Here is a 26576-nt window from a genome sequence, read left to right as displayed (position 1 = left end):
CCAGCACCTCACCCAGGAGTACGCCGATGTCTTCCAGCAGACTGCACCCGACAGCCGCCCGGCGCCGCGCACCTCGTACCGCCCGCCGGATCGCCCGAGCGACCGTGGCCGCCGCCGGGGCCACCGCGCTGCTGGCGGCCTGCGGTTCCGGCGGCACAAGCGGCAGCGGCTCCTCCGGCAACGGCCCGGTGCACATCAAGGTGTGGGCGTGGTACCCGGAGTTCAAGCAGGTCGTCGCCGAGTTCAACAAGACCCACAAGGACGTCCAGGTGGACTGGGTCCAGGCGGGCGTCGGTCAGGACGAGTACACCAAGCTCAAGACCGCCCTCAAGGCCGGCCAGGGCGCTCCCGACGTCGTCATGCTGGAGTTCCAGGAGCTGCCGACGATCCAGCTCACCAAGGGCCTGCTGGACATGGGCAAGTACGGCGCGAACGACGACAGGGGCAAGTACGTCGGCTGGGCCTGGAAGCAGGTCTCCGACGGTGACAGCGTCTACGCCGTCCCGGTCGACGCCGGCCCCATGGCGATGCTCTACCGCGCCGACATCTTCAAGAAGTACGGCCTGAAGGTGCCCAAGACATGGGCGGAGTTCAAGCAGGAGGCCGCCAAGCTGCACAAGGCCGACCCGAAGGCGTACATGACCGACTTCGGCAGCGACGAGACCGCGGCGGGCTGGCTCCAGGGTTTGATGTGGCAGGCGGGCTCGAAGCCGTACGACTACTCGGCGAGCAAGCTGCCGAACATCGGCGTCAAGCTGAACGACGCGGGCGCCAAGCAGGTGTACGACTACTGGGGCGACCTGGTCAAGAACAAGCTGGTCGACACCGCCTCGTACGCCACCACCGACTTCTACAACGGGCTCAGCAGCGGCAAGTACGCGACCTACATCGCCGCCGGCTGGGGCCCGGGCTACCTCTCCAGCGTCGCCAAGAAGACCGCCGGCAAGTGGCGCGCCGCCCCGCTGCCGCAGTGGACGGCCGGCGGCAACGCCCAGGGCGACTGGGGCGGCTCGTCCTTCGCGGTCACCGCGAAGACCGCGCACCCCAAGGAGGCCACCGAGGTCGCGCGTGAGCTGTTCGGCGAGTCGCAGGCCGCCTGGAAGATCGGCATCGACCAGGCCTACCTCTTCCCGACCGTCAACTCGGTGCTGAACGGCGCGTACTTCAAGGACAAGAAGTACGACTTCTTCGGCGGCCAGCAGGTCAACAAGGTGTTCGTGCCCGCTGCCAACGGCATCGGCACCTTCGACTGGAGCCCGTTCCAGGACTACGCCTACAACACCCAGACCACCGAGGTGGGCAAGGCCATCCAGGGCCAGGTGCCGTGGTCGTCGGTCGCGGACACCCTGCAGAACCAGGTGACCTCCTACGCGTCCAAGCAGGGATTCAAGGTCAGCAAGTAGCCCCACTCCTCTGAACCGCCCCCGCCGGCGCCGAGACGTCGCACCCGTCGCCGGCGGGGGCCATCCAGAACGCGCAAGGAGATCTGATGAGCCTGCTCGGGCAGGGATCCGCGGCGGCCGCACCGGCCGCGCCCCCGGACACACCGGCCGGCCGCAGCCGTCAGGGCGTGACGGCCGGCGGCCGCGGCCGGCCACGCACCGGACGGCTGTCGGGCCGCGCCCGCCACCGGGTGACGGGCCTGCTGCTGGCCGCCCCGTTCACCGTGCTGTTCCTGGCCTTCCTCATAGCCCCGCTCGGCTACGCCCTCTGGCTGAGCCTGAGGACCTCCACCCTGGTGGGCGGCGACCACTTCAGCGGACTCGCCAACTACCAGCAGGCCCTCACCGACCACCAGTTCCTCTCCGGCCTGGTCCGGGTCGCGGTCTTCGGCATCGTCCAGATCCCGATCATGCTGGGCCTCGCGCTGCTCGGGGCGCTGCTCATCGACGAGGTCACCGGCCGCCTCGCCAAGGTCTTCCGGATGACCCTGTTCATGCCGTACGCGGTGCCCGCGGTGATCGGCGCGCTGATGTGGGGCTTCCTGTACAGCCCGACCTTCGGCCCGGTCCAGTCGGTCACCCACGCCCTCGGCCTCGGCTCGGTCGACCTGCTCGGCCACGGCCTGATGCTGACCTCGCTCGGCAACATCGTGACCTGGCAGTGGACCGGCTACAACATGATCGTCCTGTACGCCGCCCTGCAGGGCCTGCCCCGCGAGGTCTACGAGGCGGCCAAGCTCGACGGCGCCGGGCAGATCCAGACGGCCCTGCGCATCAAGGTCCCGATGATCTCCTCGGCGATCGTCCTCACCCTGATGTTCACCATCATCGGCACGCTGCAGTTCTTCACCGAGCCCCGGGTCCTGAGGCCCATCGCCTCCTCGGTGATCACCCCGGACTACACGCCGAACCTCTACGCCTACAACCTGGCCTTCCAGTACTCGGAGTTCAACTACTCCGCCGCGATCTCCTTCGCCCTCGGCGCGGTGGTCTTCGTCGGCTCCTACGTGTTCCTGTTCGCCGCACGCCGAAGGAGCGGACTGAAGTGACGACCACCGTAGCCGCCCCCGCCGTCCGCCCCCGGCGCGCCGAGGCGCCCGCCGCCAAGGGACGTATCGCCGTCAACGCGGTGATGGTGGCGATGATCCTGTACTTCCTGCTGCCGTTCTGGTGGCTGCTGGTGGCCTCCACCAAGAACAACGACGCCCTCTTCTCCACGGCCGCCCTGTGGTTCCACTCGCCGGGCTCGTTCTTCGACAACCTCCAGCAGCTCTTCACGTACAACGACGGCGAGTACCTGCGCTGGATGGGCAACACCGCGATCTACGCGGGCGTCAGCGGCGTCGGCGCCACCGCGGTGGCCACCCTCGCCGGGTACGCCTTCGCCAAGTACCGCTTCCCGGGCCGCAACCTGCTCTTCTCCAGCCTGCTCGGCGCCATCATGGTCCCGGCGACCGCGCTCGCCATCCCCACCTATCTGCTGCTGAGCAAGGTGGAGCTGACCGACACCATGTGGGCGGTCATCCTGCCCTCGCTGCTCAACCCGTTCGGCGTCTACCTGGTCCGGGTGTACGTCCAGGAGTCGCTGCCGGACGAGCTGATGGAGGCCGCCCGCGTCGACGGCGCGGGGGAGCTGCGGGTGCTGTGGTCCGTCGCGCTGCCGACGCTGAAGCCCGCGCTGGTCACCGTGCTGCTGTTCTCCATGGTCGGCACCTGGAACAACTTCTTCCTGCCGCTGGTCATGCTCAACAACGACAAGCTGTTCCCGCTCACCGTCGGCCTGCAGTCCTGGTACGCCGGCGCGATGGTGCAGAGCGGCGCCAACGCGCTGTTCACGCTGGTCGTCGTGGGCTCGCTGGTGGCGATCCTGCCGCTGATCGCCGCGTTCCTGCTGCTCCAGCGGTACTGGCGGGGCGGTCTGACGGTGGGCAGCCTCAAGTGACCCGACCGCGCCGTCCCTGACGCCCGCGCCTCCCGCACGCGCCCGTCGTCCCCGTACCTGCCGCGCCTGCCGCCCCCCGGCCGGCCCGGGTGCCCCGTCCCCGCACGTCCGCGCCCGCCGCGCCCCGGCCCAGCCCGCGCGCCTTCTCCCGGAGCGATCCTTCATGCTGCACGCCTCCCTGACCGTCGACCCCGCTTTCCGCGTCGCCGACGTCCGACCCCGCACCTTCGGCTCCTTCGTCGAGCACATGGGCCGCTGCGTCTACACCGGCATCTTCGAGCCCGGTCACCCGCTGGCCGACGAGGACGGCCTGCGCCGCGACGTGCTGGACCTGGTCCGCGAACTCGGCGTGACCACCGTGCGCTACCCCGGCGGCAACTTCGTCTCCGGCTTCCGCTGGGAGGACAGCGTCGGCCCGGTGGCCGAGCGCCCCACCCGTCTGGACCTCGCCTGGCACAGCACCGAGACCAACGCCTTCGGCCTGCACGAGTTCCAGCGCTGGGCCGGCAAGGCCGGCGTCGAGCCGATGATGGCGCTCAACCTGGGCACCCGCGGCGTCCAGGAGGCGCTGGACCTGCTGGAGTACTGCAACCACCCCGGCGGCACCGCCTGGTCCGACCAGCGGGTCAAGAACGGCGCCCCGGACCCCTTCGGCATCCGCATGTGGTGCCTGGGCAACGAGATGGACGGCCCCTGGCAGACCGGCCACAAGACGGCCGCCGAGTACGGCCGGCTGGCCGCCGAGACCGCCCGCGCCATGCGCATGATCGACCCCCGGCTGGAGCTGGTGGCCTGCGGCAGCTCCAGCTCCTCCATGCCGACCTTCGGCGCCTGGGAGGCGACCGTCCTGGAGGAGGCGTACGAGCAGGTCGACTACATCTCCTGCCACGCCTACTACGAGGAGCTCGACGGGGACCTCGGCAGCTTCCTCGCCTCCGGCGTCGACATGGACCACTTCGTGGAGTCCGTGGTCGCCACGGCCGACCACGTCCGGGCCAAGCTGCGGCAGAAGAAGCGGATCAACCTCTCCTTCGACGAGTGGAACGTCTGGTACCTCTCCCGTTTCGAGGCCCAGGAGAAGCCCGCCGGCTGGCCGGTCGCGCCCCGGGTCATCGAGGACGAGTACAACGTGGCCGACGCCGTCGTCCTCGGCGGGCTGCTGATCAGCCTGCTGCGCAACAGCGACCGCGTCACCGCCGCCTGCCTCGCCCAGCTCGTCAACGTCATCGCCCCGATCCGCAGCGAGCCCGGCGGTCCCGCCTGGCGGCAGACCACCTTCCACCCCTTCGCCCAGGCCGCCCGGCACGCCCGCGGCACCGTCCTGCGGGTGGAGCCGGTCGCGCCGGTGTACGACACGAAGCGCTTCGGCGAGGTCGCGGCCGTGGACGCCGTCGCCACGCACCTGGCCGGCGCGGACGGCGCCGACGAACTGGCCGTCTTCGCGATCAACCGCCACCAGGGCGAGGACGTCGAACTCACCCTGGACCTGCGGGCGTTCCCGGGCTACGTCCCGGTCGAGCACGCGGTGCTCAGCGACCCCGACATCCGCGCCACCAACACCCAGGAGAACCCGGAGCGGGTCCGCCCGCACCATCCCGGCACCGGCTCCGTCACCGACGGCCGCCTCGCCGTCCGGCTGCCCGCCGTCTCCTGGAACGTCGTCCGGCTGCGTCCCGCCGCCTGACACCCCTCGGACACCCGCCGCTCCCACCCCTGATTTCTTTCCCCCGGGGGCGGCGGGCCCCGCACCACTCCCCTTTCCCCGGACAGTCCTTGGGAGCCGCCCATGTCCACCACCAGGGAAGGCGCCAGAGCGCGCGCCGTACCCCGTCCCCAGGCGATCGCCCTGCTGCTCGCCCTGCTCGCAGCCGCCGCCGCCCTCGTCCTGCCCGCCGCCGGCCAGGCGCACGCGATCTCCCGCGCCTCCCAGACGATGTACACCCCGCCGTCGAACGCCCCGTCGCCCGGCTCGCTGTACCCGCGCGCCCTGCGGCTGCAGAACAGCGGCTCGTCCAACGGCACCCTGCTGGCCACCTTCGAGCAGTACAGCTCGGGCACCCCGGTCTTCCCGATCTACCGCAGCACCGACAACGGCAACAGCTGGTCGCAGATCTCCGGCATCACCGACACGCACAACGGCTTCGGCATGCGCTACCAGCCGTTCCTGTACGAACTGCCCACCCAGATCGGCAACTTCCCGGCCGGCACGATCCTCGCCGCCGGCAACTCGATCCCGAACGACCTGTCCTCCACGGAGCTGGACCTGTACGCCAGCACGGACCACGGCAGCAGCTGGTCCTACGTCAGCACCATCGCCACCGGCGGTGAGGCCGATCCCACCAACGGCAAGACGCCGGTGTGGGAGCCGTTCCTGATGGTGTCGGGCTCGAAGCTGATCGTCTACTACTCCGACCAGCGCGACCCGAACCACGGCCAGAAGATCGTCCACCAGGTCTCCACGGACGGCGTGACCTGGGGCTCGGTGGTGGACGACGTGGCCACCTCGACCTACGGCGACCGCCCGGGCATGCCGGTCGTCGCCAAACTGCCGAACGGGACGTACGTGATGACGTACGAGTTCTGGGGCGCTCCCGAGGGCGGCTTCGCCGTCTACTACAAGATGTCCACGAACCCGGAGGCCTTCGGCTCCGCCACCGGTGTCGCGCTGAAGACGACCGACGGGTACGTGCCCACCAGCTCGCCGTACATCACCTGGCTGCCCACCGGCGGACCCAACGGCACGCTCGTGGTGAGCGCCAACAGCAGCGACGACCTGTTCCTCAACACCCAGAACGGCGCCGCGAACACCTGGACGCGCATCGCCTCGACCGTCCCCGGCGGCTACAGCCGAGGCCTGCTCCCGCTCGCCGACGGCCACAGCCTGCTGGTCCTCAGCGGCGGCCATCTGACCAGCACCGGCCGCAACCCCGTCACCTACGGCACCATCGATCTGGGCGGCGGCATCTCCGACGGCGCGACGTACACGATGTCCAATGCCAACAGCAACCTGCTGCTGACCATCGCGGGCGGCTCCACCACCAACGGCGTGGGGGCCACCCAGCAGAACGCCGACAGCGCGAGCGACCAGAAGTGGAAGTTCGTCCAGCAGACGTCCGGCTACTTCAAGATCTTCAACGTGGCCAGTGGCAAGGTCCTGGGCGTGGAGAACCAGTCCACCGCCAACGGCGCCAAGGTCCTGCAGTGGGACGACAACGGCACCCTGGACCACGAGTGGGCCGTCGCCCCGAACCCGGCGGGCGGCTTCACCGCCACCAACCGGATCAGCGGCAAGTACCTGGAGATCCCGAGCGCCTCCAAGACCGTCGGCACCGCCGCCGGGCAGTGGTCCGACACCGGGTGCGCCTGCCAGCGCTGGAACCTCGCCCAGACCGCGCTGCCCAGCCTGTCCACCGGCCAGTACCGCCTGGTCAACAAGAACAGCGGTAGGTTCCTGGAGATCCCGGGCGCCTCCACCACGGTGGGCAAGCAGGCCGGCCAGTGGGTGAACACCGCCAACAACTGCCAGCTGTGGACGTTCCAGTCGCAGGGCGGCGGGACGTGGACCGTGAAGAACGTCAACAGCGGTCTGTTCCTCGACAGCAACGGCTCGTCCTCGGCCGGCGCGGCCGTCGTCCAGAACGCGTCGTCCACCGCCGGCTCCCAGAAGTGGACGCTCACGGACGCGGGCAACGGCTACTACAAGCTCGTCAACGCCGACAGCGGTCTGGTCGCGGACGTCGCCTCCGCCTCCACCGCCAACGGCGCCCTGATCGTGCAGTCGGCGGACACCGGCGCCGACGACGAACTGTGGCAGGTCGTGCGGGTCAACTGACCCGCCGGGGGCCCGGATGCGTTCGGGCCCCCGCACACCCATATCCAAACCATCTCCAGTCCGTTATTCTCTGTCCGCCGTTTCGAACGCTGATCGAGATTTCGAACAATCGAGAGCAAGCACTTTTCTGCACCAGAAGATCCAGAAGGAGGGGCCGCTGTGGCTGAAGAACCCTGCGTCGTGGGGGTCGACTACGGGACCCTGTCGGGCCGTGCCGTAGTCGTCCGGGTGAGTGACGGCGCCGAACTGGGCTCGGCCGAGTACGCCTATCCGCACGCCGTTCTCGACCGCGAGCTGCCCGACGGCACCCGGCTGTCCCCCGACTGGGCCCTGCAGGTGCCGTCCGACTACATCGACGTACTGCGCAACGCGGTGCCCGAGGCCGTCGCCGCCGCGGGGGTGGCCCCGGAGCAGGTCATAGGCATCGGTACCGACTTCACCGCCTGCACGATGGTGCCCACGCTCGCCGACGGCACCCCGCTGTGCGAACTCCCGGAGTACACCGCCCGCCCGCACGCCTACGTGAAGCTGTGGAAGCACCACGCCGCCCAGGGCCAGGCCGACCGGATCAACGCGCTCGCCGCCGCGCGCAAGGAGCCCTGGCACGAGCGGTACGGCGGCAAGATCTCCTCCGAGTGGGAGTTCGCCAAGGCGCTGCAGCTCCTCGAGGAGGACCCGGAGATCTACGGGCGCATGGAGCGCTGGGTGGAGGCGGCCGACTGGATCGTGTGGCGGCTCAGCGGCCAGTACGTCCGCAACGCCTGCACCGCCGGCTACAAGGGCCAGTACCAGGACGGCGCCTACCCCTCCCCGGAGTACCTGGCCGCCCTGCACCCCGACTTCGCCGGCTTCGTCACCGACAAGCTGGAGCAGCCCATCGGCGGGCTCGGTGAGGCCGCGGGCCGGCTGACGGCCGAGGCGGCCGCCTGGACCGGCCTGCCGGAGGGCATCACCGTGTGCGTCGGCAACGTCGACGCCCATGTGACCGCCCCGGCGGCCGTCGCCGTGGAGCCCGGCCAGATGGTCGCCATCATGGGCACCTCCACCTGCCACGTGATGAGCTCCGACCAGCTCGGCACGGTCCCCGGCATGTGCGGCATCGTCGACGGCGGCATCCTGCCCGGGATGTGGGGCTACGAGGCCGGACAGAGCGGCGTCGGCGACATCTTCGCCTGGTTCGTCCGCACCGGGTTCCCCGCGTCGTACGCCGAGCGGGCCGCCGCGGCCGGCCAGAGCCCGCACGAGTACCTGACCGAGCTGGCGGCCCGGCAGCGCGTCGGCGAGCACGGCCTCGTCGCCCTGGACTGGCACAGCGGCAACCGGTCCGTCCTCGTCGACCACGACCTCAGCGGCGTCGTCGTCGGCCAGACCCTGGCCACCCGGCCCGAGGACGTCTACCGCGCCCTGCTGGAGGCCACCGCCTTCGGCACCCGCACCATCATCGACGCCTTCGAGGCCGCCAAGGTACCGGTGAAGGAACTGATCATCGCCGGCGGACTGACGAAGAACGCCCTGCTCATGCAGATCTACGCCGATGTCACGCGCCGCCCGCTCGGTGTCATCGGCTCCGCCCAGGGCCCGGCGCTCGGCGCCGCGATGCACGCCGCGGTCGCCGCCGGCGCGTACCCCGACATCCGCGCCGCCGCCCACGCCATGGGCAAGGTCGAGCGCGGGGTCTACCAGCCCGACCCCGAGCGCGCGGCGGCCTACGAGCGCCTGTACGCCGAATACCGCCTGCTGCACGACTACTTCGGCCGCGGCGCCAACGAGGTCATGCACCGCCTGCGCCGCATCCGCGCCGAGGCCTCCGCCTGAGCCTCTCGGAACACCTGAACCTCCGGAAAGGAACGTCATGAGCACATCCACGCAGCCGTACGCCGACCAGGAGGTCTGGTTCCTCACCGGCAGCCAGGGCCTGTACGGCGAGGAGACCCTGAACCAGGTCGCCCACCAGTCCCGGCAGATAGCCGAGCGGCTCGACGCGTCGGACGGCATCCCGGTGAGGATCGTCTGGAAGCCGGTCCTCACCGACGCCGAGTCGATCCGCCGGCTGTGCCTGGAGGCCAACGCCTCCGACGCGTGCGTCGGGGTGATCGTGTGGATGCACACCTTCTCCCCGGCCAAGATGTGGATCGCCGGTCTGAGCGCGCTCGACCGTCCCGTGCTGCATCTGCACACCCAGTACAACCTGTCGCTGCCCTGGTCGAGCATCGACATGGACTTCATGAACCTCAATCAGGCCGCCCACGGCGACCGCGAGTTCGCGCACATCGAGTCCCGCCTCGGCGTCACCCGCAAGATTGTCGCCGGCCATGCGACGGATCCCAGAGTCGTCGGACGGGTCGCGGCCTGGTCCCGGGCCGCCGCCGGCCGCCAGGCCGCCCGCACCCTGCGCCTGGCCCGCTTCGGCGACAACATGCGCGACGTGGCCGTCACCGAGGGCGACAAGGTCGAGGCCCAGATGCGCTTCGGCTTCTCCGTGAACACCTACGGGGTCAACGATCTCGTGGCCGTCGTGGACGCGGTCGAGGACAAGGCGGCCGCCGAACTGGCCAAGGAGTACGTGGAGTCGTACGACGTCGTCGCCGCCCTGCGCCCCGGCGGCGTCCGGCACGACTCCCTGCTCTACGCCGCCCGCCTCGAGATCGGCCTGCGCACCTTCCTCACCGAGGGCGGCTTCACCGCGTTCACCACCAACTTCGAGGACCTCGGCGGCCTCCGCCAGCTTCCGGGCCTGGCCGTCCAGCGCCTGATGGCCGACGGGTACGGCTTCGGCGGCGAGGGCGACTGGAAGACCTCCGCGCTGCTGCGCACGATGAAGGTCATGGGCGCCGGACTCCCCGGCGGCACCACCTTCATGGAGGACTACACCTACCACCTCGGCCCCGGCACCCCCCGGATCCTCGGCGCCCACATGCTGGAGGTCTGCCCCTCGGTGGCCGCCGCCCGCCCGAGCTGCGAGATCCACCCCCTGTCCATCGGCGGCCGCGAGGACCCGGTCCGCCTGGTCTTCGACGCGGAGCCCGGCCCGGCCCTCGTCGTCGGCCTGGCCGACCTCGGCGACCGCTTCCGGCTCACCGCCAACGCCGTCGACGTCGTCGCCCCGAGCGAGCCGCTGCCCAACCTGCCCGTCGCCCGTGCCGTGTGGCACCCGCGCCCGTCGCTGGCGGAGTCGGCGGAGAGCTGGCTGCTGGCCGGCGCCCCGCACCACACGGTGCTCAGCGCGTCGGTCGGCACCGAGACGCTGACGGACTTCGCGTCCATGACCGGCATCGAGCTGCTGACGATCGACGAGAACACGACGCCGGAGCAGCTCGCCAAGGAGATCCGCTGGAACGCCGCGTACCACCGTCTGGCGCAGGCCCTGTGACCACCCCTGGCGAAGACCGAGGAGACGACCGATGACCGCACGAGTCCGTGACGGCCTGCGGCAGGAGGTACTGGAGGCCAACCTGGCCATCCCGCAGGTCGGCCTGGCGACCCTGACCTGGGGCAACGTCAGCGGCGTGGACCGTGAGGCGGGGGTGTTCGTCATCAAGCCGTCGGGGGTGCCCTACGAGCGGCTCGCGCTGGACGACCTGGTGACGGTGCGCCTCTCCGACGGCGCCGTCGTCGGCGGCCACCTGCGCCCCTCCACCGACACCGAGACCCACCGCTGCCTCTACCGGGCGTTCCCGTCCATCGGCGGGGTCACCCACACCCACTCCACCCACGCGGTCGCCTTCGCCCAGGCCCGCCGTGACATCCCGGTGCTCGGCACCACTCACGCCGACACCTTCAACGGGCCCGTGCCGGTCACCCCCGACCTCACGCCGGAGCAGTGCAGAAAGGACTACGAGTACAACACCGGCCAGGTCATCGTGGACCTCCTGGAGGCGGACGACCAGCGCGCCCTGGAGGTCCCCGCCGCCCTCGTCGCCAACCACGGCCCCTTCACCTGGGGCGCCACCGCCCGCAAGTCCCTGGAACACGCGATCATCTGCGAGGCGGTGGCCGACATGGCCCTGCACACCCTCTCCCTCAACCCGACGGCGCCCCCGCCCCCTCACCTCCTGCGCCGCCACTACACCCGCAAACACGGCCCGGACGCCTACTACGGCAACCCGGACCCCACGGTCACCCACCCCTGATCCGCCACCGAGCGCCCGGGACGGCCTGGGCGCTCGTGCGTGCGACCTTGCCGGGGCGCCCGGCAAGGCCCGTGGGGCGGTGCCCCGGCGCCCCACGGGCGGCACTGGCCCGAGCGCTGCTTCCCGAGGCGGTTACCGGGGCGGGTGCGAGGACGACGCACCACGGCAGCTCAGCTGGCCGTCGATGTCCCGGGCCGTCATGGGCCCGCCGTACGTCCAGAACCGGCCCTCGGGCACCTCGTCGCCCATGACGCGGGAGAGCACGAACACATCACCGGCCCCGTCGCCCGACCCGGCGTACTCGACGGACACATCGAGCTGCTTGGGCAGCCGACCGGGCGGCTGTGCCGGCCGCGCCCTCCGGAACTGCCCCTCCCCCCACAGGGTGAACGCCCCCCGCTCGGCCTCCGCGGTCCTCGGGCCGTCGGCCCGCCACAGCGGTTTGTCCGACGCGCCGTCGAACACCTCGACCTTCGCCACGGCCTCCGAGGGACAGACGGGCACCTTCACCGAGATCCGCGACCCGTCGACCCGGATGCCGACCCGGAGTGAAGTCCCGGAGTCGGACATCCGGTGGACGACGTACTCACCGAGGCCGAACGCCCCGAGGACGACGAGGGCGAGAACGGGCCCGAGAACCGCCCACGGGGAAACCCCGGACCTAGACTGCCGCACGACGCCCCCCTCACCGGCCATCAGTTCGACAGGAGCCTACTGCGGGAGTGCGGGAGTGCGGGAGTGCGGGAGTGCGGGAGGCTCCCTGGTCAGCCGACGGTGGTGTCGGCCCGTGGGCGGGCGGGCGGTGCGGAGCCCTGGTCGTCCAGGAACTCGCGGATCGCGAAGCCCACCAGGGTGATCACCGCCGTCCACACCACGACCGCCGTGGTCGGGTAGCTCCACGTGAACAGGACGATCGCCGCGATCACCAGGATGGCCACTCCGATCCAGTGCTTGAAGCGATGGACGAACCGCCCGACCGCACCGAGACGCAGCCCCGCGGAGGTCGCCACGTCGCGCAGGCTGCCGATGCTCCTGCGGCACCCCGTGCGCGTGAGGACGGCGATCCGCGCCGGCCCCGCGAGGAAGGCGCCGGCGGCGGTGAAGAGGGCGACCGCGGCGAGCGCCCGTACACCGGCCCGCAGGAACTTGATCAGCGCGTCGTACACCGTTCCCGCCGCGGCCTGGGAGGCCCCGGGCGGCAGATGGTTGAGGTAGATGTCACGGGCGACGGTGAGGCCGATGCCGAGAACCACCATGGCGACGAACACGGCCAGCGCCACCCCGATCAACGCGTGCCGGCGGTTGAACGCCGTGTACACCCCGGCGGCGGCGACCAGCAGCGTGATGAACGGCAGCCAGCCGCCGAGGATCTCCAGCACTCTCACCAGGGTCCTGACCTTGCCGATGTCCTTCGACGCGAACACCACGAAGTTCGTGTGGACGGCCGGGATCCTCGCGGCGGGCGCGAAGCCGGCGTCGACCAGCCGGTTCTTCACCTCGGCGACGATCGGACCCAGGTCGATGACGACCTGGTTGTTCTCCAGCTTGACGGTGCTGTCGGCCTGGCCGGTCAGGGCCTTGTCCAGCGCCGCGTGACCCCTGCGGTTGGCCTCCACCCAGACCGTTTTGAAGGCGTTGCTGGTGACCACCCGCTCCACCGTGGTGTTGACCACACGCTTGAGACCGTTCGCGATCGGGCCCTGCAGCGCGCCCAGCAGCCTGGCCGTCTCCGGCGGGACCCCCTGCGCGGAAGCCGCGTCCGTGAGCTGCTTGACCAGCGCGTCCACGTTGATCTGCGCCAGCACCGCGTCGGTGATCCGGTTGGTGGCCGCCTGCTGCACATCGGGATCGCTCGCCAGCGGTCCGACGGTGGCGACGTAGCGGTCCGTGTCCTGCACGATGCTGTTCGCCCACACCGCGACGACGGACAGCAGCGACAGCACCGCGGCGCACAGGATCAGCACCACCGAACCGAACGAACGAAACGGATGGTGCCGCCCCGCCCGGGCGGGACCGGCGCTCTCCAGTGCCTTCACCCGCTGCCGCAACTCGTCCAGCTCACGCCGATCCCGGTCCGAGTGCTGTTCGTCCCCGCTGTCGTTCATGACCACCAGCAGAACCATGTGACGCACCCCGCGCGACCCGGGCGAGCCCGGGCGGGTGAACGGCGCACCGAGGTGCGACGCCCGTGGTCCGATGCTGCAATGGGTGGAGGCAACGGGTGGAGGGGGACGAGGGGGCACCGGGAGACAGCCACGAGCACCAGAGGTGAGCCGTGAGCGAGGAATTCGAAGAAATGGGCCCGATCGACTACCTGGTCGTGGAGTTCCCGGGCAACCGGATGACGGGGGAGGGCTTCCCCCTCCTTGTCGATCTCGTGGACCGCGGCCTCATCCGGATCCTGGACCTGATGTTCGTCAGGAAGGACGAGGACGGATCCGTGACCGGCATGGAGATCGCCGACCTCACCGGCGACGGCCGGCTCGACCTGGCCGTGTTCGAGGGCGCGGGGTCGGGACTCCTGGGCGAGGACGACCTCCAGGAGGCGGCCACCGCGCTGGAGCCGGGCTGTTCCGCCGGCATCCTGATCTACGAGAACCTGTGGGCGGCACCCTTCGCCGCCGCCCTGCGCCGCGGCGGTGCCCAGATGGTCGCCTCCGGGCGGATCCCGCTGCCCGCCCTCGCCGCCGCGCTCGACGCGACCGAGGCCGCTCACTAGGCCAGAAGGGACACAGCCATGCCAGGTCTCCTCCGCGGGGTTGCGCGCACCGCCGTCGTCGCCGGAACGGCCACCGCCGTGTCGAACCGGGTGACACGCCGGCAGCAGGGACGATGGGCGCAGCAGCAGGGATACGAGGAACCCGCACCGCAGCCGGCGTACCAGCCCGAGCCGGCGCCGGCGTCGGCCCCCGACATGACCAGCAAGATCGAGCAGCTCAAGCAGCTCGGCGACCTCAAGAGCCAGGGCGTGCTCACGGAGGCCGAGTTCGAGGAGCAGAAGCGCAGGATCCTCGCCTCATGACGGGCCCCGCGCCCGGGTGAGCCCACGTGCCCATGGCTCAGCCGGCCGCGGCCAGTTGGTCCGGGGACCGGCAGTCCCGGCAACGGCCGGGCTCCGCCGCGCGGAACCCCCGGTCGCAGCCGTCGCAGTTCCACATGGGCACGACCGCCGGACGCACCGGGGCTTCAGCGCTTTTGGCCGGTGCGGCCAGGGGAGTCTCCTTGAGCCGGTGGGCGAGGATGCCGACCGGGCGCGCCAGGAGGTGGTCCGGGAGCCTGGCGGTGAGGTGGTCGGCGATCTGCGTGGGCAGCAGGCCTGCCGTGAGCCACCGGGTCACGGCCGGGGCGAGACGGGCGGCTTCCCGCGCGGACAGGACCAGACGGGGATCGATGCGGCGCAGGGCGGCGAGTACGGCGACGGCTCGGGGATCGGCGTCGTCGAGCGAGACCGGTGCCTGCGTTTCTGCCGGTACGGTCGCCGCCTGCACCGTTTCCCGCGCGGCGGCGGACGCGGCCGGGACAGCCGCAGCCGCAGACCGCCTCCGCCTCCGGGGCGGCTCGGGCGGCCTGCGAGGCCCGTCCCTGCCGTCCGTACCCGGACCGGGACCGCCGCCGGGCACGTCGTAGAAGTACGTCCGGGTACGGACCTGACCCGTGGGCGTCCGTTCGCGCCGGCGTTCCAGGTATCCGGCCGCTTCGAGCTCCCTCAGCGCTCGCGAGATGAGGATCTCGCCCTCGCTGAAGTGCGCGCACAGGGCGGCGATGGTCACGGGGGAGCCGTCGGGCAGGGATGCGATGTACGCCGCGACGCCGACCGTGACCGCGCTGCCCCGCCGCTGGGCGAGGGCGTTGGAGAGGACGGTGAAGTCGGCGGCCAGCCGGGTGCGTACGTGGATCACGCCGGAGGTCGGAGTTCCGGCGGCGGCGCGCAGGGGCGCGTTAGACTGAGACTCATCCATCGGGAAGGCGTTCACTTCCTGATCGGTCAGGCCCTCGATCGGGATGCCAGTCCCGGCCGGGGGCCGTATCTGTTTGCGGTTGTCGCGGCGAACGTAACGGTCCGCGTCCCGCGCCTGCAAGCTGGTCACTCGGACGGGTGACGCGGGCCGTGCGGCCGGGGAGGGTGGGCGGGCGGGTAGTTCTGTCTCCTGGTTCTTTGAGGAGGTCAGCGGCCCGCCGGACCCTCGCGGACAAGGGCCCGGTGAGCCCGGAAGGCGGATGGTGTCAGGCCTTCAACTCGCCTATGAAGGCGCCCCAGGAGCCGGCACCGACGCACAGCACCGGACCGTGCGGGACCTTGCTGTCACGAACGGGGACGACGGCCCGGAACCCGACGGCCACCTCCACGCAGTTGCCGCCCTCCTGATTGCTGTAGCTGCTCTTGCGCCACACGGCGCCGTTCAGATCGGGACGGGACCTTCGCTCCACGGTGGTTGTCCTCCATCACGGATCGGATCATGTCGAGCGACATGAGCGGCGGCAGAGCTGCCGCCCGCAGCCGATCGTAGGTCAGCGCGAAGCTCCTGACCTCGTCCGGATCCTCGATGAGTTGGCCGTAGTGCGCGCCTTCCGTGTAGGCGATCTCCGAGCCGTCCGGCATGGTGAGCACCGTGAGCGAGCCGCCCATGACATCGTGCTCGCCCTGGTCGAACGGCAGGACCTGCACGGTGATGTGAGGTTCCGCCGGGGTCCCGAGCAGCCGCGCCAACTGCTCACGCATCACCGTCGCACCGCCGACGGGACGCCTGAGCACCGCCTCGTCGAGGACCACCCACAGCTCGGGCCGATCGGGCGTCCGGAGCCGCTCCTGACGTCCGACACGAAGGGCGACCCGCTCCTCCAACTGCTCCTTGCTGCCGAGTGTTCGACCGACACTGAGCACCGCCCGCGCATAGTCCTCCGTCTGCAGCAGGCCAGGCACCACATGAGCCGCGTACTCACGGACGGCCGCTGCCCGCTCCGCGTACTCCATGAACCTCCGGGACCAGTCGGGAAACGCCTCCCGGTATACGTACGGCCAGAGTTCGACCAGCAGGTCGTCCGCGTCGAGGGCCACGTCCAGCGCACGCGCCAGCTCCAGCGTCGGTCGGGCCCCGGACGCCCGCTCGATCTGCGTGATCCGCGTGCTCACGACGTGCGTCCTGTCGCCCAGCTCGGCCTGGGTCAGCCCGGCCGCCGTACGGAGTCTGCGCACCCGCGCACCGAACAGCGCCGCCATCGACGCGCTGGGATCAATTCCGTTGGCCAAAGCGTCACTTCCGTTCCTTACGGGCTGAAAAGTAAGGCTGCGTCACCTGTTGAGCGTAGGGCGATCGGACGACTCTTGAGCACGGAACGTGACGACTCGTGTGCGTCACGGGATGACACAGGCTCCACAGACAAGGACGGACAGGCCGTGCTGACAGGAACGACCGCCCAGGGAGACGGACCACGACGGAGCACCGGGCCTCGTGCGGCGGAAACCGCCGCGCTCCCCGACGAGAAGCCCGAACTCCCCTCGTGGTCGGAGCAGTTCCCCGCCTCACCACGAGCCGCGCGGCGCGCCCGACGTCTCGCTGTCCGGCGGATGGCGGAGTGGGGGCACCCGCCGGCGTCGGACGCGTCCTCCGCGATCGCCCTCGTGGTCGGCGAACTCACCGCGAACGCCATACAGCACGGCCGAGTCCCCGGCCGCGACTTCGGCCTCCGGCTCACCCTCGACACGGCTGCCGGCCTGGTACGTGTCGAGGTCTCGGACGCCGCCGCCGCGAAACGGCCGCCCACGGCCCCGCCCACGTCGTACCCCGACGGCGAGTCCGGCCGAGGACTGCTCCTGGTGAGCGCCCTGTCCCTGCGTTGGGGGTCGTCCCCCCGCCACCCCGTGGGCAAGACGGTATGGGCCGAGGTGCCCCTGGAGTCCGCGGTTATCGGCCCGCCGCTCCCGCATGCGGGTGGTGTGCTTGAGGGATAGCCTTTTCGAGAGCAGTGTCAGTTCTCCACGCGGCGTTGCGGACGCCGATCGCAATACTCGTGACGATCATTCTTTCTGCGGAGACCCGAGGAGAGCGCGGTGCCCCCTGCACCCCGCAGGGGCGGGCAACGGCCGAACCCTTTCTCTCGAGCCCGTCTCGCGCTCCGCGACCGGGTGTCACCGGCCTCAGGGTCCGCGGCTTGCAGTCCCTGTGGAGGTCGGGATGAGAGTTGTCGTTGATCTTTCCCGATGCGAAGGCTACGCGCAGTGCGCCTTTCTGGCGCCGGACGCCTTCCGCATGCACGGCGAGGAAGCGCTGATGTACCACCCGAGCCCGGACGACGCCCGGCGCGACCAGGTGCTGCGCGCCGCGGCCGCCTGCCCGGTCCAGGCGATCCTGGTCGACCAGTTGGAGGGACAGGACGCACCGGCGGGGACGTCGACGTCATGACCAGCGCCGACAACCTGCAGGCGTTCAAGCGCGACGGCCGCATCGTGGTCGTCGGGGCGTCCTTGGCGGGCCTGCGGGCCGCGGAGGCTCTGCGCGACGAGGGTTTCACCGGATCGTTGACCATGATCGGCGACGAGCTGGGCGAGCCGTACGACCGGCCCCCCTTGTCCAAGCAGGTACTCACCGGGTGGGTGCCGGCCGGGGGAACCACACTGCCCCGACGTCGCGACATCAATGCCGAGTGGCTGCTGGGCGTGCCCGCGAGCGGGCTGGACCTCGCGACCAACCAGGTACGACTCGCCGACGGACGCGACATACCGTTCGACCGGGTGCTGATCGCCACCGGGGTACGGGCCCGGCCGTGGTTCGTCGAGTCCGAGGCGAGCCTGGACGGCGTGTTCGTCGTGCGTACGCGCGAACACGCCGAGGGTCTGCAGCGAGCCCTCGCCGCCGGGCCGTCCCGCGTCCTGGTCATCGGTGCGGGATTCACCGGTTCCGAGATCGCCTCCATCTGCCGGGAGCGGGACATCCCGGTGACCGTCGCCGAACTCGCGCCGGCCCCGCTGGTCGGGGCGCTCGGCGCCATGATCGGTGACATCGCCGCGGACCTGCAGCGCGCTCACGGCGTCGATCTGCGCTGCGGTGTCAAGGTCACGCGACTGGAGGGCGACGCGCAGGGCCACTTCCGCCGTGCTCACTTCGACGACGGCAGCACGATCGACGCCGACGTGGCCGTGGTGGCGCTCGGCGGCATCCGCAACACCGAGTGGCTGCGAGACTCGGGACTGGCGGCAGGCCCCTGGGGCGTCGCCTGCGACACGGGCTGCCGCGCCCTCGACCTCAACGGCCTGATCACCGACGACATCTTCGTCGCCGGAGACGTGGCACGCTGCCCGAACCCGATCTACGAATACCGGCTCATCTCGCTGGAACACTGGGCCAACGCCGTGGAACAGGCCGAGGTCGCGGCGCACAACATGGTCAGCGCCCAGGCGGACCGCTGGCCCCACCTGTCCATCCCGCTGTTCTGGTCGATCCAGTTCGGCGTCAACATCAAGTCCGTCGGCGTACCGACCTTCGCCGACGAGGTCGTCGTCACCCAGGGTTCCGTCCCCGATCACCGCTTCGTCGCCGCCTACGGCTACCGGGGCCGCGTCACCGCCGCGGTGAGCTTCAACAACGCCAAGTGGCTGGACCACTACCGGCAGCTGATCGAGACGGCCGCACCCTTCCCGCCGCCCTGCCCCACACCCGACCAGCCCGTCGACACGAAACCGGTGCCCGTCGACTTCCCCGGACCCGTCCTGCTGGCCCAGGGCGCCACCGTGGTCGTCACCGGACACGACCCGGGTGAGCGGCGGGTCACGGCCGCGCAGCAGCACCATCGGTAGGAGGGACCGCGAGATGACCACGATCGAGAAGCCCGACACGCTGCACCGGATCCTCGACTACTCCTCCCGGGCCGACCCGTACCCGCTGTATGCCGAACTGCGCAGGACGCCGGTGGCCCGGCAGGAGGACGGCAGCTACGTCGTCAGCACCTACCGCGAGATCGCCGACCTCCTGCACAACCCGCACCTCAGCTCCGACGTCCGCAATCTGTCGCATCCGATGCCCGCGCAGGAGGGGGAGAGCACGCCGGCGTTCATCAACCTCGACCCGCCCGAGCACGACCGCCTGCGGCGCATGGCGATGCGCCACTTCGGCCCCCCGCACACGCCTGGGCTGGTGGCCGGTGTGGAAGGCGACCTGGCCGCCGTCGTCGGCAGGCTGATCGACGGCCTCGCGGACAAGGAGCGGATCGACGTCGTCGACGACTTCGCCTACCCGTTCCCCGTCACCGTGATCTGCCACCTGCTCGGCGTGCCCCGCGAGGACGAACCGCGCTTCCACCTGTGGGTGGACGCCCTCGTCAACTCGATCGACTACAACCCCAGGACCGACCCGAAGGAAAAACTGGAGAACGGACTGCGGGCCCGCAAGGACCTGCGCCAGTACCTCGGCGGACTGCTGGAGCAACGCCACGGCCGACCGGGCGACGACCTGCTGACACGGATGGCCAACGACGACGGCCCGGACGGGCGGATGACCGACGAGGAGATCGTCGCCACCGCCAACCTGCTGCTGATCGCCGGCCACGAGACCACCGTCAACCTCATCACCAACGGCATGCTGACACTGCTGCGCCACCCGCACATACTGCAGCGGCTGCGCGAGGAACCGGGCCTGGTCGTCCCACTGGTCGAGGAGCTGCTGCGCTACGAGCCCCCGGTGCACATCATTCCCTGGCGTGCCGCGTACAGCGACATCACCGTCGACGACACCGTCATCCCCAAGGGCTCCCAGATCATGCTCATGCTGGCCTCGGGCAGCCGCGATCCGCAGCGCTTCCGCGACCCCGACCGCTTCGACCCCGACCGGCGCGACAACCAGCACCTCGGCTTCGGCAGCGGCATCCACCTGTGCTTCGGCGGGCCACTCGCCCGGCTGGAAACCCAGATCGCACTGACCGCGCTGGTACGCCGCCTCGACCGCCCCCAACTGACCACCGACCCGCCACCGTACCGCCGAAGCCCCATCCTGCGCGGCCCGCTCCACCTGCACATCGACCAGCACACCGGTTAGGCCCGGCCGTTCTCAGAAGGGCAAGCGCAAGCAGCAAGAGCGGCCGGAAGAGCGGACCAGGAGTACCGGACCGCCTCGTCAGCGCACTGTGGCGACCGAGGGAGCCGTCTCGACAGGGTCGTCCGGTCCGGCCACGGTCCACACCTCGTCGGACAGGGTGATGCTGGGAGCATCGCCGTGGTGGGGGCGCCGGAGGGTGACTCTCCGGCTGACCCATTCGCCGTTGCGCGGCACCGGCAGACCGAGGGTACGGGCGATCTCAGCCTGCCGGCCGAAGCCTCCGAGCAGCAGGATTCCTTCTCTGCGCAGCTTCTCCCGAGCGGTCCGGACCAGCTTCGGGCTGTCTGCGGTCAGGGACACCGTGGAGACGGTGGTTCGGTTGATTATCCGGCCCTGCACCAGCCTGAAGAGGTTGTTCGCCCGTGCTTGGCCGCCGCGTTCGCCGGCATCGGGGGCGAAGATCTGCGCACGGAGCGACGCCGGAAGGTGGAGCAGGGTGTTCTCCGGCAGGGGCGCGTCGTGAAACAGCCAGACGACGGCTTGCCGACCTGCGGCAGACAGCGTGCGCTTGAAGTCGCGGTTGGCTGCTCTGCTGAGGTGGCCCGGTTCGACGCGGATGAGTCCAAGGCTCCAGGAGGAGCGCTGGTCGTTGGCTGACACGAGCAGGCACACCTTCCCGACCTCGCCGGGTGTGATCGGCCAGGTCGAGCCCGTGGTGAATTTCAACGCCACTTCCTGGCGTCCGATCAGGAGATCGGTGTCCCGGCCGAGCTGCATTCCCCAGGCTGCCATGAGCTCGTGGCTGACCTTGGCGCCGAGGTAGGTCTTCTCGGCCTTGCCGAGTGTGGCCAGGTCGAACCGCCCCGTCCGCCGTCCGTCGAGCACGCTGTCGAGTGCGTGGCGCAGAGCGGCCGCGGTCGTGGCCTCGAAGTCCGGCATGTCGCGCAGGGAATCGCTGACGACCGTCACGTCGGAGGACTGATACCTGTCACCAGTTCCGGCGCCAGCGGCAGAAGAAGGAGCGTCGGTCGCGGCTGTGATGTCGGCGCGCACTGGGGGGACCGATGCGGCGCTCGCGCCCGGAGAGAGTCGGGTTGCGGTGGTCGGCTCGTCCAGTGCGGAGCCGACGCGCGGGGTGGGGCGCTCGGCGGCGCGCAGCCGCTCACGCAGGGCTTGCAGCTCCTTCTCCTTCCGCGCCAGACGGCGCTCCACCCGTTCCACCTTGTTGCGTAGTGCGCGGTTCTCCCGCAGCACGTCCACGAGTTCAGGATCCGGCCTTCCCGACGCCGGCTTCTGCGACGCTTGGGGACTGCCGGCTGCCGGCACGGCGCGTGCGTCCAACAGGTGCTGCCTGACCTCGTCGGCCATGGCTTCCTTACGCTCCTGGGGAGCGAGCACCGCAATGATCGAGTAGATCAATGAGGCGTTGTTCTGGAGCCCTCTGCCCCGGAGCCGATCCGAGAGCACCTGGTACGAGGGAGGGCGTGGGCCTTCGCGGTGCTCGGCAAGAAGGAGTTGCTGGAGTCCCTTCAGACGGATCCCGCTGCCATCGACCAGATCCCGCAGCAGTCCGACTATCTCCCGCATGGGCGCGCTGAGATCAGGGTCCGGCTCCGACCACTGGCCGCCCCTCTTCCGGCCTGCCATCGCCCCGCCCCCGGCCCCTTGGATCTTCTTGAAGAGGCTTCCAATCTACTTGATCGGAAGATCGAACTTCCGCGCCCCCATGGCGGTCCGCCACCGTGGTCACTCCGACCAGGAATCACCACATGAGAAGGAATCTCGATGCGCCAGCGCACGGCCGATCTCTGCGCCCTCGCCCTCATGGTTGCCGCGCCCGTAGGTCTGATCGCCTTGAACCTTCCCTCCGATCAGGTCATCGCGAGTACCTCCGCAACGGCCGTCCTCTACTCTGCCTGGCGCCAGGGCGGAGGCACGCCGCCGTCCCCGGATCCTCGGGCAGGGCACGAGGCCGGCTCTGACCCCGCCTCCGGCTCGGAAGCGGCGCAGAGGTCGGGAGCCGGTCCGGGCCACGGAGGCTCTCCGGATGGGGAGTAAGCCACCGCACCGAGCTCTCGCTGCGCATGGCGGAGTCGGATGACTGCGCTCGGAACGAGGCCACCGGGCTTCGTCCACGAACCGCCGCCGTCTGGTGGCACAACCTCACAAACACGGGGCCGCCGCAGCGAAGTTGGCTCCAAACGGCTCCCAAGATGCGCCCAGAAACCACTCAGGGGCCTGATCCACTCGGTGATCAGGCCCCTTTCGCCAAGTGGAGCACCGCATGGGTGTCATGCCGTATCTGACTGCCTATGCATCTCCACTGCCATCTTGTCGACAGCGGCTTCAGGGATGCGGATAGCTCGATTGCGCGCGCTCGTGTGGACCGTAGGAAGCTTTCCACGGCGGATCATCCGGTACACGGCCCCACTGGATACGCCAAGCCTGCTGGCGACCTCTCCCACTGACAGGAGTCGGATTGTTGATTCTTTGGGTCTACGTGGTTGTGGGAGGGGAGGACCTGACAGACCAACCTGCACCTGCGGATGGGTGCCCTGCTCACTCGGGGGGTGGTCAACGCCCGCTGATCCAGTGATCTGTTCGGTGTCGTCCTGAGATGGTGTTCCGCCGCGATCATTGGCGGGCGGCGCTGATTCGGGAAGGACCGTTACTGGAACGCGGGCAAGCGCAGCGACGACTTGGGCGGCTGAGTCGTGCGGACGTACCCCGCGTGTGTTGGGACGAAAGGCGTCGGTCTCGCGGGCCAGCGCGGTGAGCACTTGACGAACGAAGGTCTTAGGCGACACCGGCCTCTCCTCCGATCGGGGGCGTGGGCTGAGCCGGGGAGGTAGCGGGTGAGGCTGGGTCCACTGACGTTTGGGGTGTCGGCGTGACCTGGCTTGGTGCAGGTTCGACGGCCGGATGAGAAAGCCCCTGCCGCAAGAGTTGCTCAACGATCTTCGGGGCAGCCACGCCTACCGCGACAGCTCCCAACGGTCCGGCAATCTGACCTGAGCTTCCGAAGGCTGCGGCTAGGCCGGCGCCGAGAGCGTTCCGTATGAGTACTGCGACGACGTAGGGGGCCAACGGAACCTCGTCAGGCATCCTCCATGGGAAGCCCTTCACACGCTGTATCGCGCGATACAGCTCCAGAGCCTCGACCGCGGCGGACCCCGCGAGCCCCCATAAGCAGGCTGTCCACCACTCCACGCTGGCCTCCCGTTGACGCGTGCGGCGGCACGATTCGTCCAGCATGGCGGTAGATAGCTGTTCTGCGCCATAGACCTGGTTATCGGTCGGAGGGGGCAGCGCCGCACTTTGCGCCTTGGCTGCTTGCTCCCGAAGCAACTGGGACGGGGGATGATGTCTTGGGGTGCTGGGCGTCTCACCTGCGTGGCTGGTCCGCAGACATTCGCGCTCGTCCGCCGACGTTCGTCGGCGGTGTCACGCAGTTGGACACTCACCCCCGCGGCTCAACTCACTTCTTGCGGTGCTTGCTCGCCCTCCTCTTCAGCTCGGCTTGGCCGCGCTTCGTCCAGTCACCTTGGTGGAGGCGGCAGCGCGACGTGCCCTTCACTGTCTTGTTCTGGCAACGACCGCCGGCCGCCGTTGGCCAACCGCACTTCCCTTGCTTCCACTCGCCCACCGTCCACCCCCGGTAGTCCGGCTCACCTGTCGACGCCCAGCGTGCGTGACCGTGCAGACGTAGGGGAGGGTGCATGCCAGGTGCGTCCGGGCCCCACGCGTACGCGGGCAGTACATCCAGCGCATCTCTTCGATGTGCACGCTTTCCATATCTGTTGACCACGCTGAGTGCCTCGGAGCTGCAGCCAGGGGACACTGTCCTGGTGACCGATGGTTCCTTCGTCCAGTTGACGGTTCCGGTCCGCGCCATTGACCAGGAGCGCAATCGAGTGCAGCTGGTTGTGCAGGTATTCGGAGACGACACGCGCATCGACGTGCCCCTCGACGCGGTCGCGAAGGTGTCCGACACCGGAGCGCCCGTTCCAGCTTGGGAAGTTGTGGTCTCTTGCGGCTGGTGCATGTCCTGACCTGCTCGATCGGGATCCCCCTGTCAGCTCCAGGGACCGTTGTGAGAGGACACACGGGACCCTGAGCTGGCTCTCCTACCCCTGGGGCCTGAGGATGCTCGTATGAAGGTGCCGATCGGTCGCCCGAGTCTGCGGCCCTACCTGCCTTACCGGCAGCGCACTGCAACGCACCATGAGGGGCTGATCGCTCACTTCCTGGGCACCAGCTCTGTGCTGCTGTCGGACGGACAGACCTCGGTGCTCAGTGACGGGTTCGTCACCCGCCCGGGGATGCTGCGAGTGGGATTGGGCAGGATCGCCCCGGACCGAGCGCTGGTCCGCGCCGCCATCGAGCGGCTGCGGATGGGCACCCTCGCCGCAGTGGTGTGCGCACATTCCCACTACGACCACGCCCTCGACGCACCGGTGTGGGCGCTGGAGACCGGCGCCGAACTGGTCGGGTCGGAGTCCACCGCCAACATCGGGCGCGGCCTGGGGGTTCCCGAGTCGTCCTTGCGGGTGGTGGGCGACGGCGACACCGTCGCGTACGGCCGCTTCACGCTGACCTTCCTGGACTCCGTGCACAGCGCGGGCGACCGCTACCCGGGCACCGTCGAACGGCCGTTGGTGCCGCCGGCCCGCGCCGGTTCGTGGAAGACCGGCACCGCCTACTCCGTGCTCGTCACTCACCCCCACGGCCGCGTGCTACTGCACGCCAGTGCCAACTTCCGGCCCGGCGCGCTTCGCGGTCACCGCGCCGACGTCATCTACCTGGGCGTCGGCATGCTGGGTAAACAGCCCACCGAGTTCCTTCACACCTACTGGGACGAGGTCGTGGTGACGACCGGCGCCAGGCGAGTCATCCTGGTGCACTGGGACGATTTCTTCCTCGGCCTGGACCGGCCACTGCGCCCCATGCCCTACCTGCTCGACGACCTCGGCACCACCATGAGCCGACTGCTGCACCTGGCCCGCCGTGACGGCGTCGACGTCGTCCTGCCCGTCGCCTGGCAACCCAGCGCGCCCCTCGCCGGACTCACGTGAACTCGGCCGGGGAGGCCGGACGCGGACGAGTGGACGCCGGCTCGTCGGCCACTTCGGAACGACCGTGACGGAGGAGGTCTACCCCAAGCAGATCCGGCCCGTCGTTCATCGGTGCCGTGATCATGCATCTTTGAGCCCGGTAGTACATCCAGGCTCAGGCGCCTGCGGCCGTGACGATGGCATCGGTGGCGAAGCCGAGCAGGAGGCCGAGGAGGATGCACCAGGTGGTGAGGGTCTTGAGGCCGGTCTTGCGGGCGACGGCCAGCAGCTCGATGACGACGTAGAGGATCGAGCCGGCGGCGAGGCCGAGGAAGGCGATCGACAGGGTGTCGTTGACCACGTGCTGGCCGACGAGAGTACCGAGAAAGGTGGGGCCTCCACCGATCAGGCCGAGCCAGAGCAGGGTGAGCCAGGACGGGCGTTCGCCCTCGGCGGCCAGCGGGGCGACGATGCCGAAGCCCTCCGTGGCGTTGTGCAGGCCGAAGCCGATGATCAGCAGGAGGGCCAGGGAAAGTTCGCCCTGGGCGGCGGAATTGCCGATGGCCAGGCCCTCGGCGAAGTTGTGCAGGCCGATGCCGGTGGCGATCATCAGTGCGAGCGAGCCCGCCTGGCTGCGGGGCTTCTGCGCCAGTTCGGCGGTGGCGGCGGCGCCGGGGCCCGTGGTCCGAGCGGCGGCTTCGCGACGGCGGGCGATCCAGCCGTCGTAGTGGACCAGTCCGGCGAGCCCGACGGTCAGGCCGGCGGCCAGGGTGAAGCCCCCGGACGCCACTGTTCCCCAGGTGTGCTTGGCGAGCGCCTCGTCGATGGGCTCCCAGGCGTGGGTCAGTACGTCCCAGACGAGGAAGATCAGGATGCCGATGGCAACGGCGTTCAGGCCGGCCCTGAGCCGGGGCGTGGGTGTGCGGAGGCGGCCTAGGGGGAGGCCGAGGTAGATGGTGAAGCCTGCGATGGCTCCGAGCAGGGCGATGCTGCTGCTGGACATGGGGACTCCGGTCTGACGTGCACGGGAAGCGCCCAGAACGTAAGGCAGGCAAGGCTAGCCTAACAAGCGGCGAAGTTCGGCTTGAGCGAAGCTTGGGAAACTTCTTACGTCTTCCTGCCCGTGGCGCGGGTGCAATGCCCGACGCCA

The 26576-nt window shown here is 69.9% G+C and carries 24 protein-coding genes; 16 read left to right on the top strand and 8 right to left on the bottom strand.

Features of this window, described 5'->3' with window-relative positions:
- The first annotated feature begins 26 nt into the window (after positions 1 to 26).
- The 8 genes from ACZ404_RS16990 (at position 27) to araD (ending at position 11346) form a co-directional block, all read left to right on the top strand.
- Positions 27 to 1403, top strand: a complete 1377-nt coding sequence (locus tag ACZ404_RS16990; protein ID WP_468440462.1) for an ABC transporter substrate-binding protein — start codon at positions 27 to 29, stop codon at positions 1401 to 1403.
- Between the two features lie 86 nt (positions 1404 to 1489).
- Positions 1490 to 2491, top strand: coding sequence for a carbohydrate ABC transporter permease (locus tag ACZ404_RS16985; RefSeq protein ID WP_468440460.1), 1002 nt, complete (start codon positions 1490 to 1492; stop codon positions 2489 to 2491).
- Positions 2488 to 3384, top strand: coding sequence for a carbohydrate ABC transporter permease (locus ACZ404_RS16980; RefSeq protein WP_468440458.1), 897 nt, complete (start codon positions 2488 to 2490; stop codon positions 3382 to 3384). Before ACZ404_RS16985 ends, ACZ404_RS16980 begins: the two co-directional genes overlap by 4 nt.
- Before the next feature lie 163 nt (positions 3385 to 3547).
- A complete protein-coding gene (arfA, locus tag ACZ404_RS16975) occupies positions 3548 to 5068 on the top strand; it encodes an arabinosylfuranosidase ArfA (RefSeq protein WP_468440456.1) in 1521 nt (506 codons plus the stop codon).
- Positions 5069 to 5170: 102 nt separating this feature from the next.
- Positions 5171 to 7216 carry an RICIN domain-containing protein gene (locus ACZ404_RS16970; protein WP_468440454.1) on the top strand — a complete coding sequence of 682 codons (2046 nt, stop codon included), beginning with the start codon at positions 5171 to 5173 and terminating at the stop codon, positions 7214 to 7216.
- 159 nt (positions 7217 to 7375) lie between these two features.
- A complete protein-coding gene (gene araB, locus ACZ404_RS16965) occupies positions 7376 to 9031 on the top strand; it encodes a ribulokinase (RefSeq protein WP_468440452.1) in 1656 nt (551 codons plus the stop codon).
- 37 nt (positions 9032 to 9068) lie between these two features.
- Positions 9069 to 10586, top strand: a complete 1518-nt coding sequence (gene araA / locus ACZ404_RS16960; RefSeq protein WP_468440450.1) for an L-arabinose isomerase — start codon at positions 9069 to 9071, stop codon at positions 10584 to 10586.
- Positions 10587 to 10617: 31 nt separating this feature from the next.
- The gene (gene araD / locus ACZ404_RS16955; RefSeq protein ID WP_468440448.1) at positions 10618 to 11346 is read left to right on the top strand and encodes an L-ribulose-5-phosphate 4-epimerase AraD; all 729 of its coding nucleotides are present in this window, start codon (positions 10618 to 10620) and stop codon (positions 11344 to 11346) included.
- Between the two features lie 132 nt (positions 11347 to 11478).
- Here araD and ACZ404_RS16950 read toward each other — a convergent pair whose 3' ends face one another.
- Both ACZ404_RS16950 and ACZ404_RS16945 read right to left on the bottom strand, forming a co-directional pair.
- Entirely contained in the window at positions 11479 to 12042 is a 564-nt protein-coding gene (locus tag ACZ404_RS16950) for a hypothetical protein (RefSeq protein ID WP_468440446.1), read from the bottom strand.
- A 68-nt stretch (positions 12043 to 12110) separates the two neighbouring features.
- Positions 12111 to 13469: a hypothetical protein gene (locus tag ACZ404_RS16945; protein WP_468440444.1), complete on the bottom strand. Its 1359-nt coding sequence runs from the start codon at positions 13467 to 13469 to the stop codon at positions 12111 to 12113.
- A 173-nt stretch (positions 13470 to 13642) separates the two neighbouring features.
- Between ACZ404_RS16945 and ACZ404_RS16940 the strand changes: the two genes are divergently transcribed.
- Both ACZ404_RS16940 and ACZ404_RS16935 read left to right on the top strand, forming a co-directional pair.
- Positions 13643 to 14065 (top strand): DUF6325 family protein, encoded by a 423-nt coding sequence (locus ACZ404_RS16940; RefSeq protein ID WP_468440611.1) that lies wholly within the window; start codon positions 13643 to 13645, stop codon positions 14063 to 14065.
- A gap of 18 nt (positions 14066 to 14083) precedes the next feature.
- The gene (locus ACZ404_RS16935) at positions 14084 to 14368 is read left to right on the top strand and encodes an SHOCT domain-containing protein (RefSeq protein WP_468440442.1); all 285 of its coding nucleotides are present in this window, start codon (positions 14084 to 14086) and stop codon (positions 14366 to 14368) included.
- Positions 14369 to 14405: 37 nt separating this feature from the next.
- On the opposite strand, the gene ACZ404_RS16930 is transcribed toward ACZ404_RS16935, so the two are convergent.
- The 3 genes from ACZ404_RS16930 to ACZ404_RS16920 form a co-directional block, all read right to left on the bottom strand.
- The gene (locus tag ACZ404_RS16930; RefSeq protein ID WP_468440440.1) at positions 14406 to 15305 is read right to left on the bottom strand and encodes a hypothetical protein; all 900 of its coding nucleotides are present in this window, start codon (positions 15303 to 15305) and stop codon (positions 14406 to 14408) included.
- Positions 15306 to 15570: 265 nt separating this feature from the next.
- Entirely contained in the window at positions 15571 to 15687 is a 117-nt protein-coding gene (locus tag ACZ404_RS16925) for a DUF397 domain-containing protein (protein WP_468440609.1), read from the bottom strand.
- Positions 15650 to 16564, bottom strand: coding sequence for a helix-turn-helix domain-containing protein (locus ACZ404_RS16920; RefSeq protein ID WP_468440607.1), 915 nt, complete (start codon positions 16562 to 16564; stop codon positions 15650 to 15652). The genes ACZ404_RS16925 and ACZ404_RS16920 overlap by 38 nt, the downstream gene beginning before the upstream one ends.
- Before the next feature lie 177 nt (positions 16565 to 16741).
- Between ACZ404_RS16920 and ACZ404_RS16915 the strand changes: the two genes are divergently transcribed.
- The 4 genes from ACZ404_RS16915 to ACZ404_RS16900 all read left to right on the top strand — a co-directional run bounded on the left by ACZ404_RS16915 (position 16742) and on the right by ACZ404_RS16900 (position 20372).
- Positions 16742 to 17296 carry an ATP-binding protein gene (locus tag ACZ404_RS16915; protein ID WP_468440439.1) on the top strand — a complete coding sequence of 185 codons (555 nt, stop codon included), beginning with the start codon at positions 16742 to 16744 and terminating at the stop codon, positions 17294 to 17296.
- A gap of 223 nt (positions 17297 to 17519) precedes the next feature.
- A complete protein-coding gene (locus tag ACZ404_RS16910; protein WP_468440437.1) occupies positions 17520 to 17747 on the top strand; it encodes a ferredoxin in 228 nt (75 codons plus the stop codon).
- On the top strand, positions 17744 to 19138 hold the full coding sequence (locus tag ACZ404_RS16905) for an NAD(P)/FAD-dependent oxidoreductase (RefSeq protein WP_468440435.1): 1395 nt from the start codon (positions 17744 to 17746) through the stop codon (positions 19136 to 19138). The genes ACZ404_RS16910 and ACZ404_RS16905 overlap by 4 nt, the downstream gene beginning before the upstream one ends.
- A gap of 13 nt (positions 19139 to 19151) precedes the next feature.
- The gene (locus ACZ404_RS16900; RefSeq protein WP_468440433.1) at positions 19152 to 20372 is read left to right on the top strand and encodes a cytochrome P450; all 1221 of its coding nucleotides are present in this window, start codon (positions 19152 to 19154) and stop codon (positions 20370 to 20372) included.
- A gap of 78 nt (positions 20373 to 20450) precedes the next feature.
- On the opposite strand, the gene ACZ404_RS16895 is transcribed toward ACZ404_RS16900, so the two are convergent.
- Positions 20451 to 21959: a NaeI family type II restriction endonuclease gene (locus ACZ404_RS16895; protein ID WP_468440431.1), complete on the bottom strand. Its 1509-nt coding sequence runs from the start codon at positions 21957 to 21959 to the stop codon at positions 20451 to 20453.
- Between the two features lie 704 nt (positions 21960 to 22663).
- Positions 22664 to 22837 carry a helix-turn-helix domain-containing protein gene (locus ACZ404_RS16890; RefSeq protein WP_468440605.1) on the bottom strand — a complete coding sequence of 58 codons (174 nt, stop codon included), beginning with the start codon at positions 22835 to 22837 and terminating at the stop codon, positions 22664 to 22666.
- A gap of 1383 nt (positions 22838 to 24220) precedes the next feature.
- Between ACZ404_RS16890 and ACZ404_RS16885 the strand changes: the two genes are divergently transcribed.
- Both ACZ404_RS16885 and ACZ404_RS16880 read left to right on the top strand, forming a co-directional pair.
- On the top strand, positions 24221 to 24424 hold the full coding sequence (locus tag ACZ404_RS16885) for a KOW domain-containing RNA-binding protein (protein WP_468440429.1): 204 nt from the start codon (positions 24221 to 24223) through the stop codon (positions 24422 to 24424).
- Between the two features lie 102 nt (positions 24425 to 24526).
- Complete coding sequence (locus tag ACZ404_RS16880; RefSeq protein ID WP_468440427.1) at positions 24527 to 25447, top strand: MBL fold metallo-hydrolase; 921 nt, start codon at positions 24527 to 24529, stop codon at positions 25445 to 25447.
- A 154-nt stretch (positions 25448 to 25601) separates the two neighbouring features.
- Here ACZ404_RS16880 and ACZ404_RS16875 read toward each other — a convergent pair whose 3' ends face one another.
- The gene (locus ACZ404_RS16875) at positions 25602 to 26429 is read right to left on the bottom strand and encodes a ZIP family metal transporter (protein ID WP_468440425.1); all 828 of its coding nucleotides are present in this window, start codon (positions 26427 to 26429) and stop codon (positions 25602 to 25604) included.
- Positions 26430 to 26576 lie beyond the last annotated feature (147 nt).

The organism is Streptomyces sp. NPDC030798, assembly GCF_055572275.1.
Note: the sequence above shows the minus strand (reverse complement) of the source record. Positions and strands in the feature narration are given on the sequence as shown.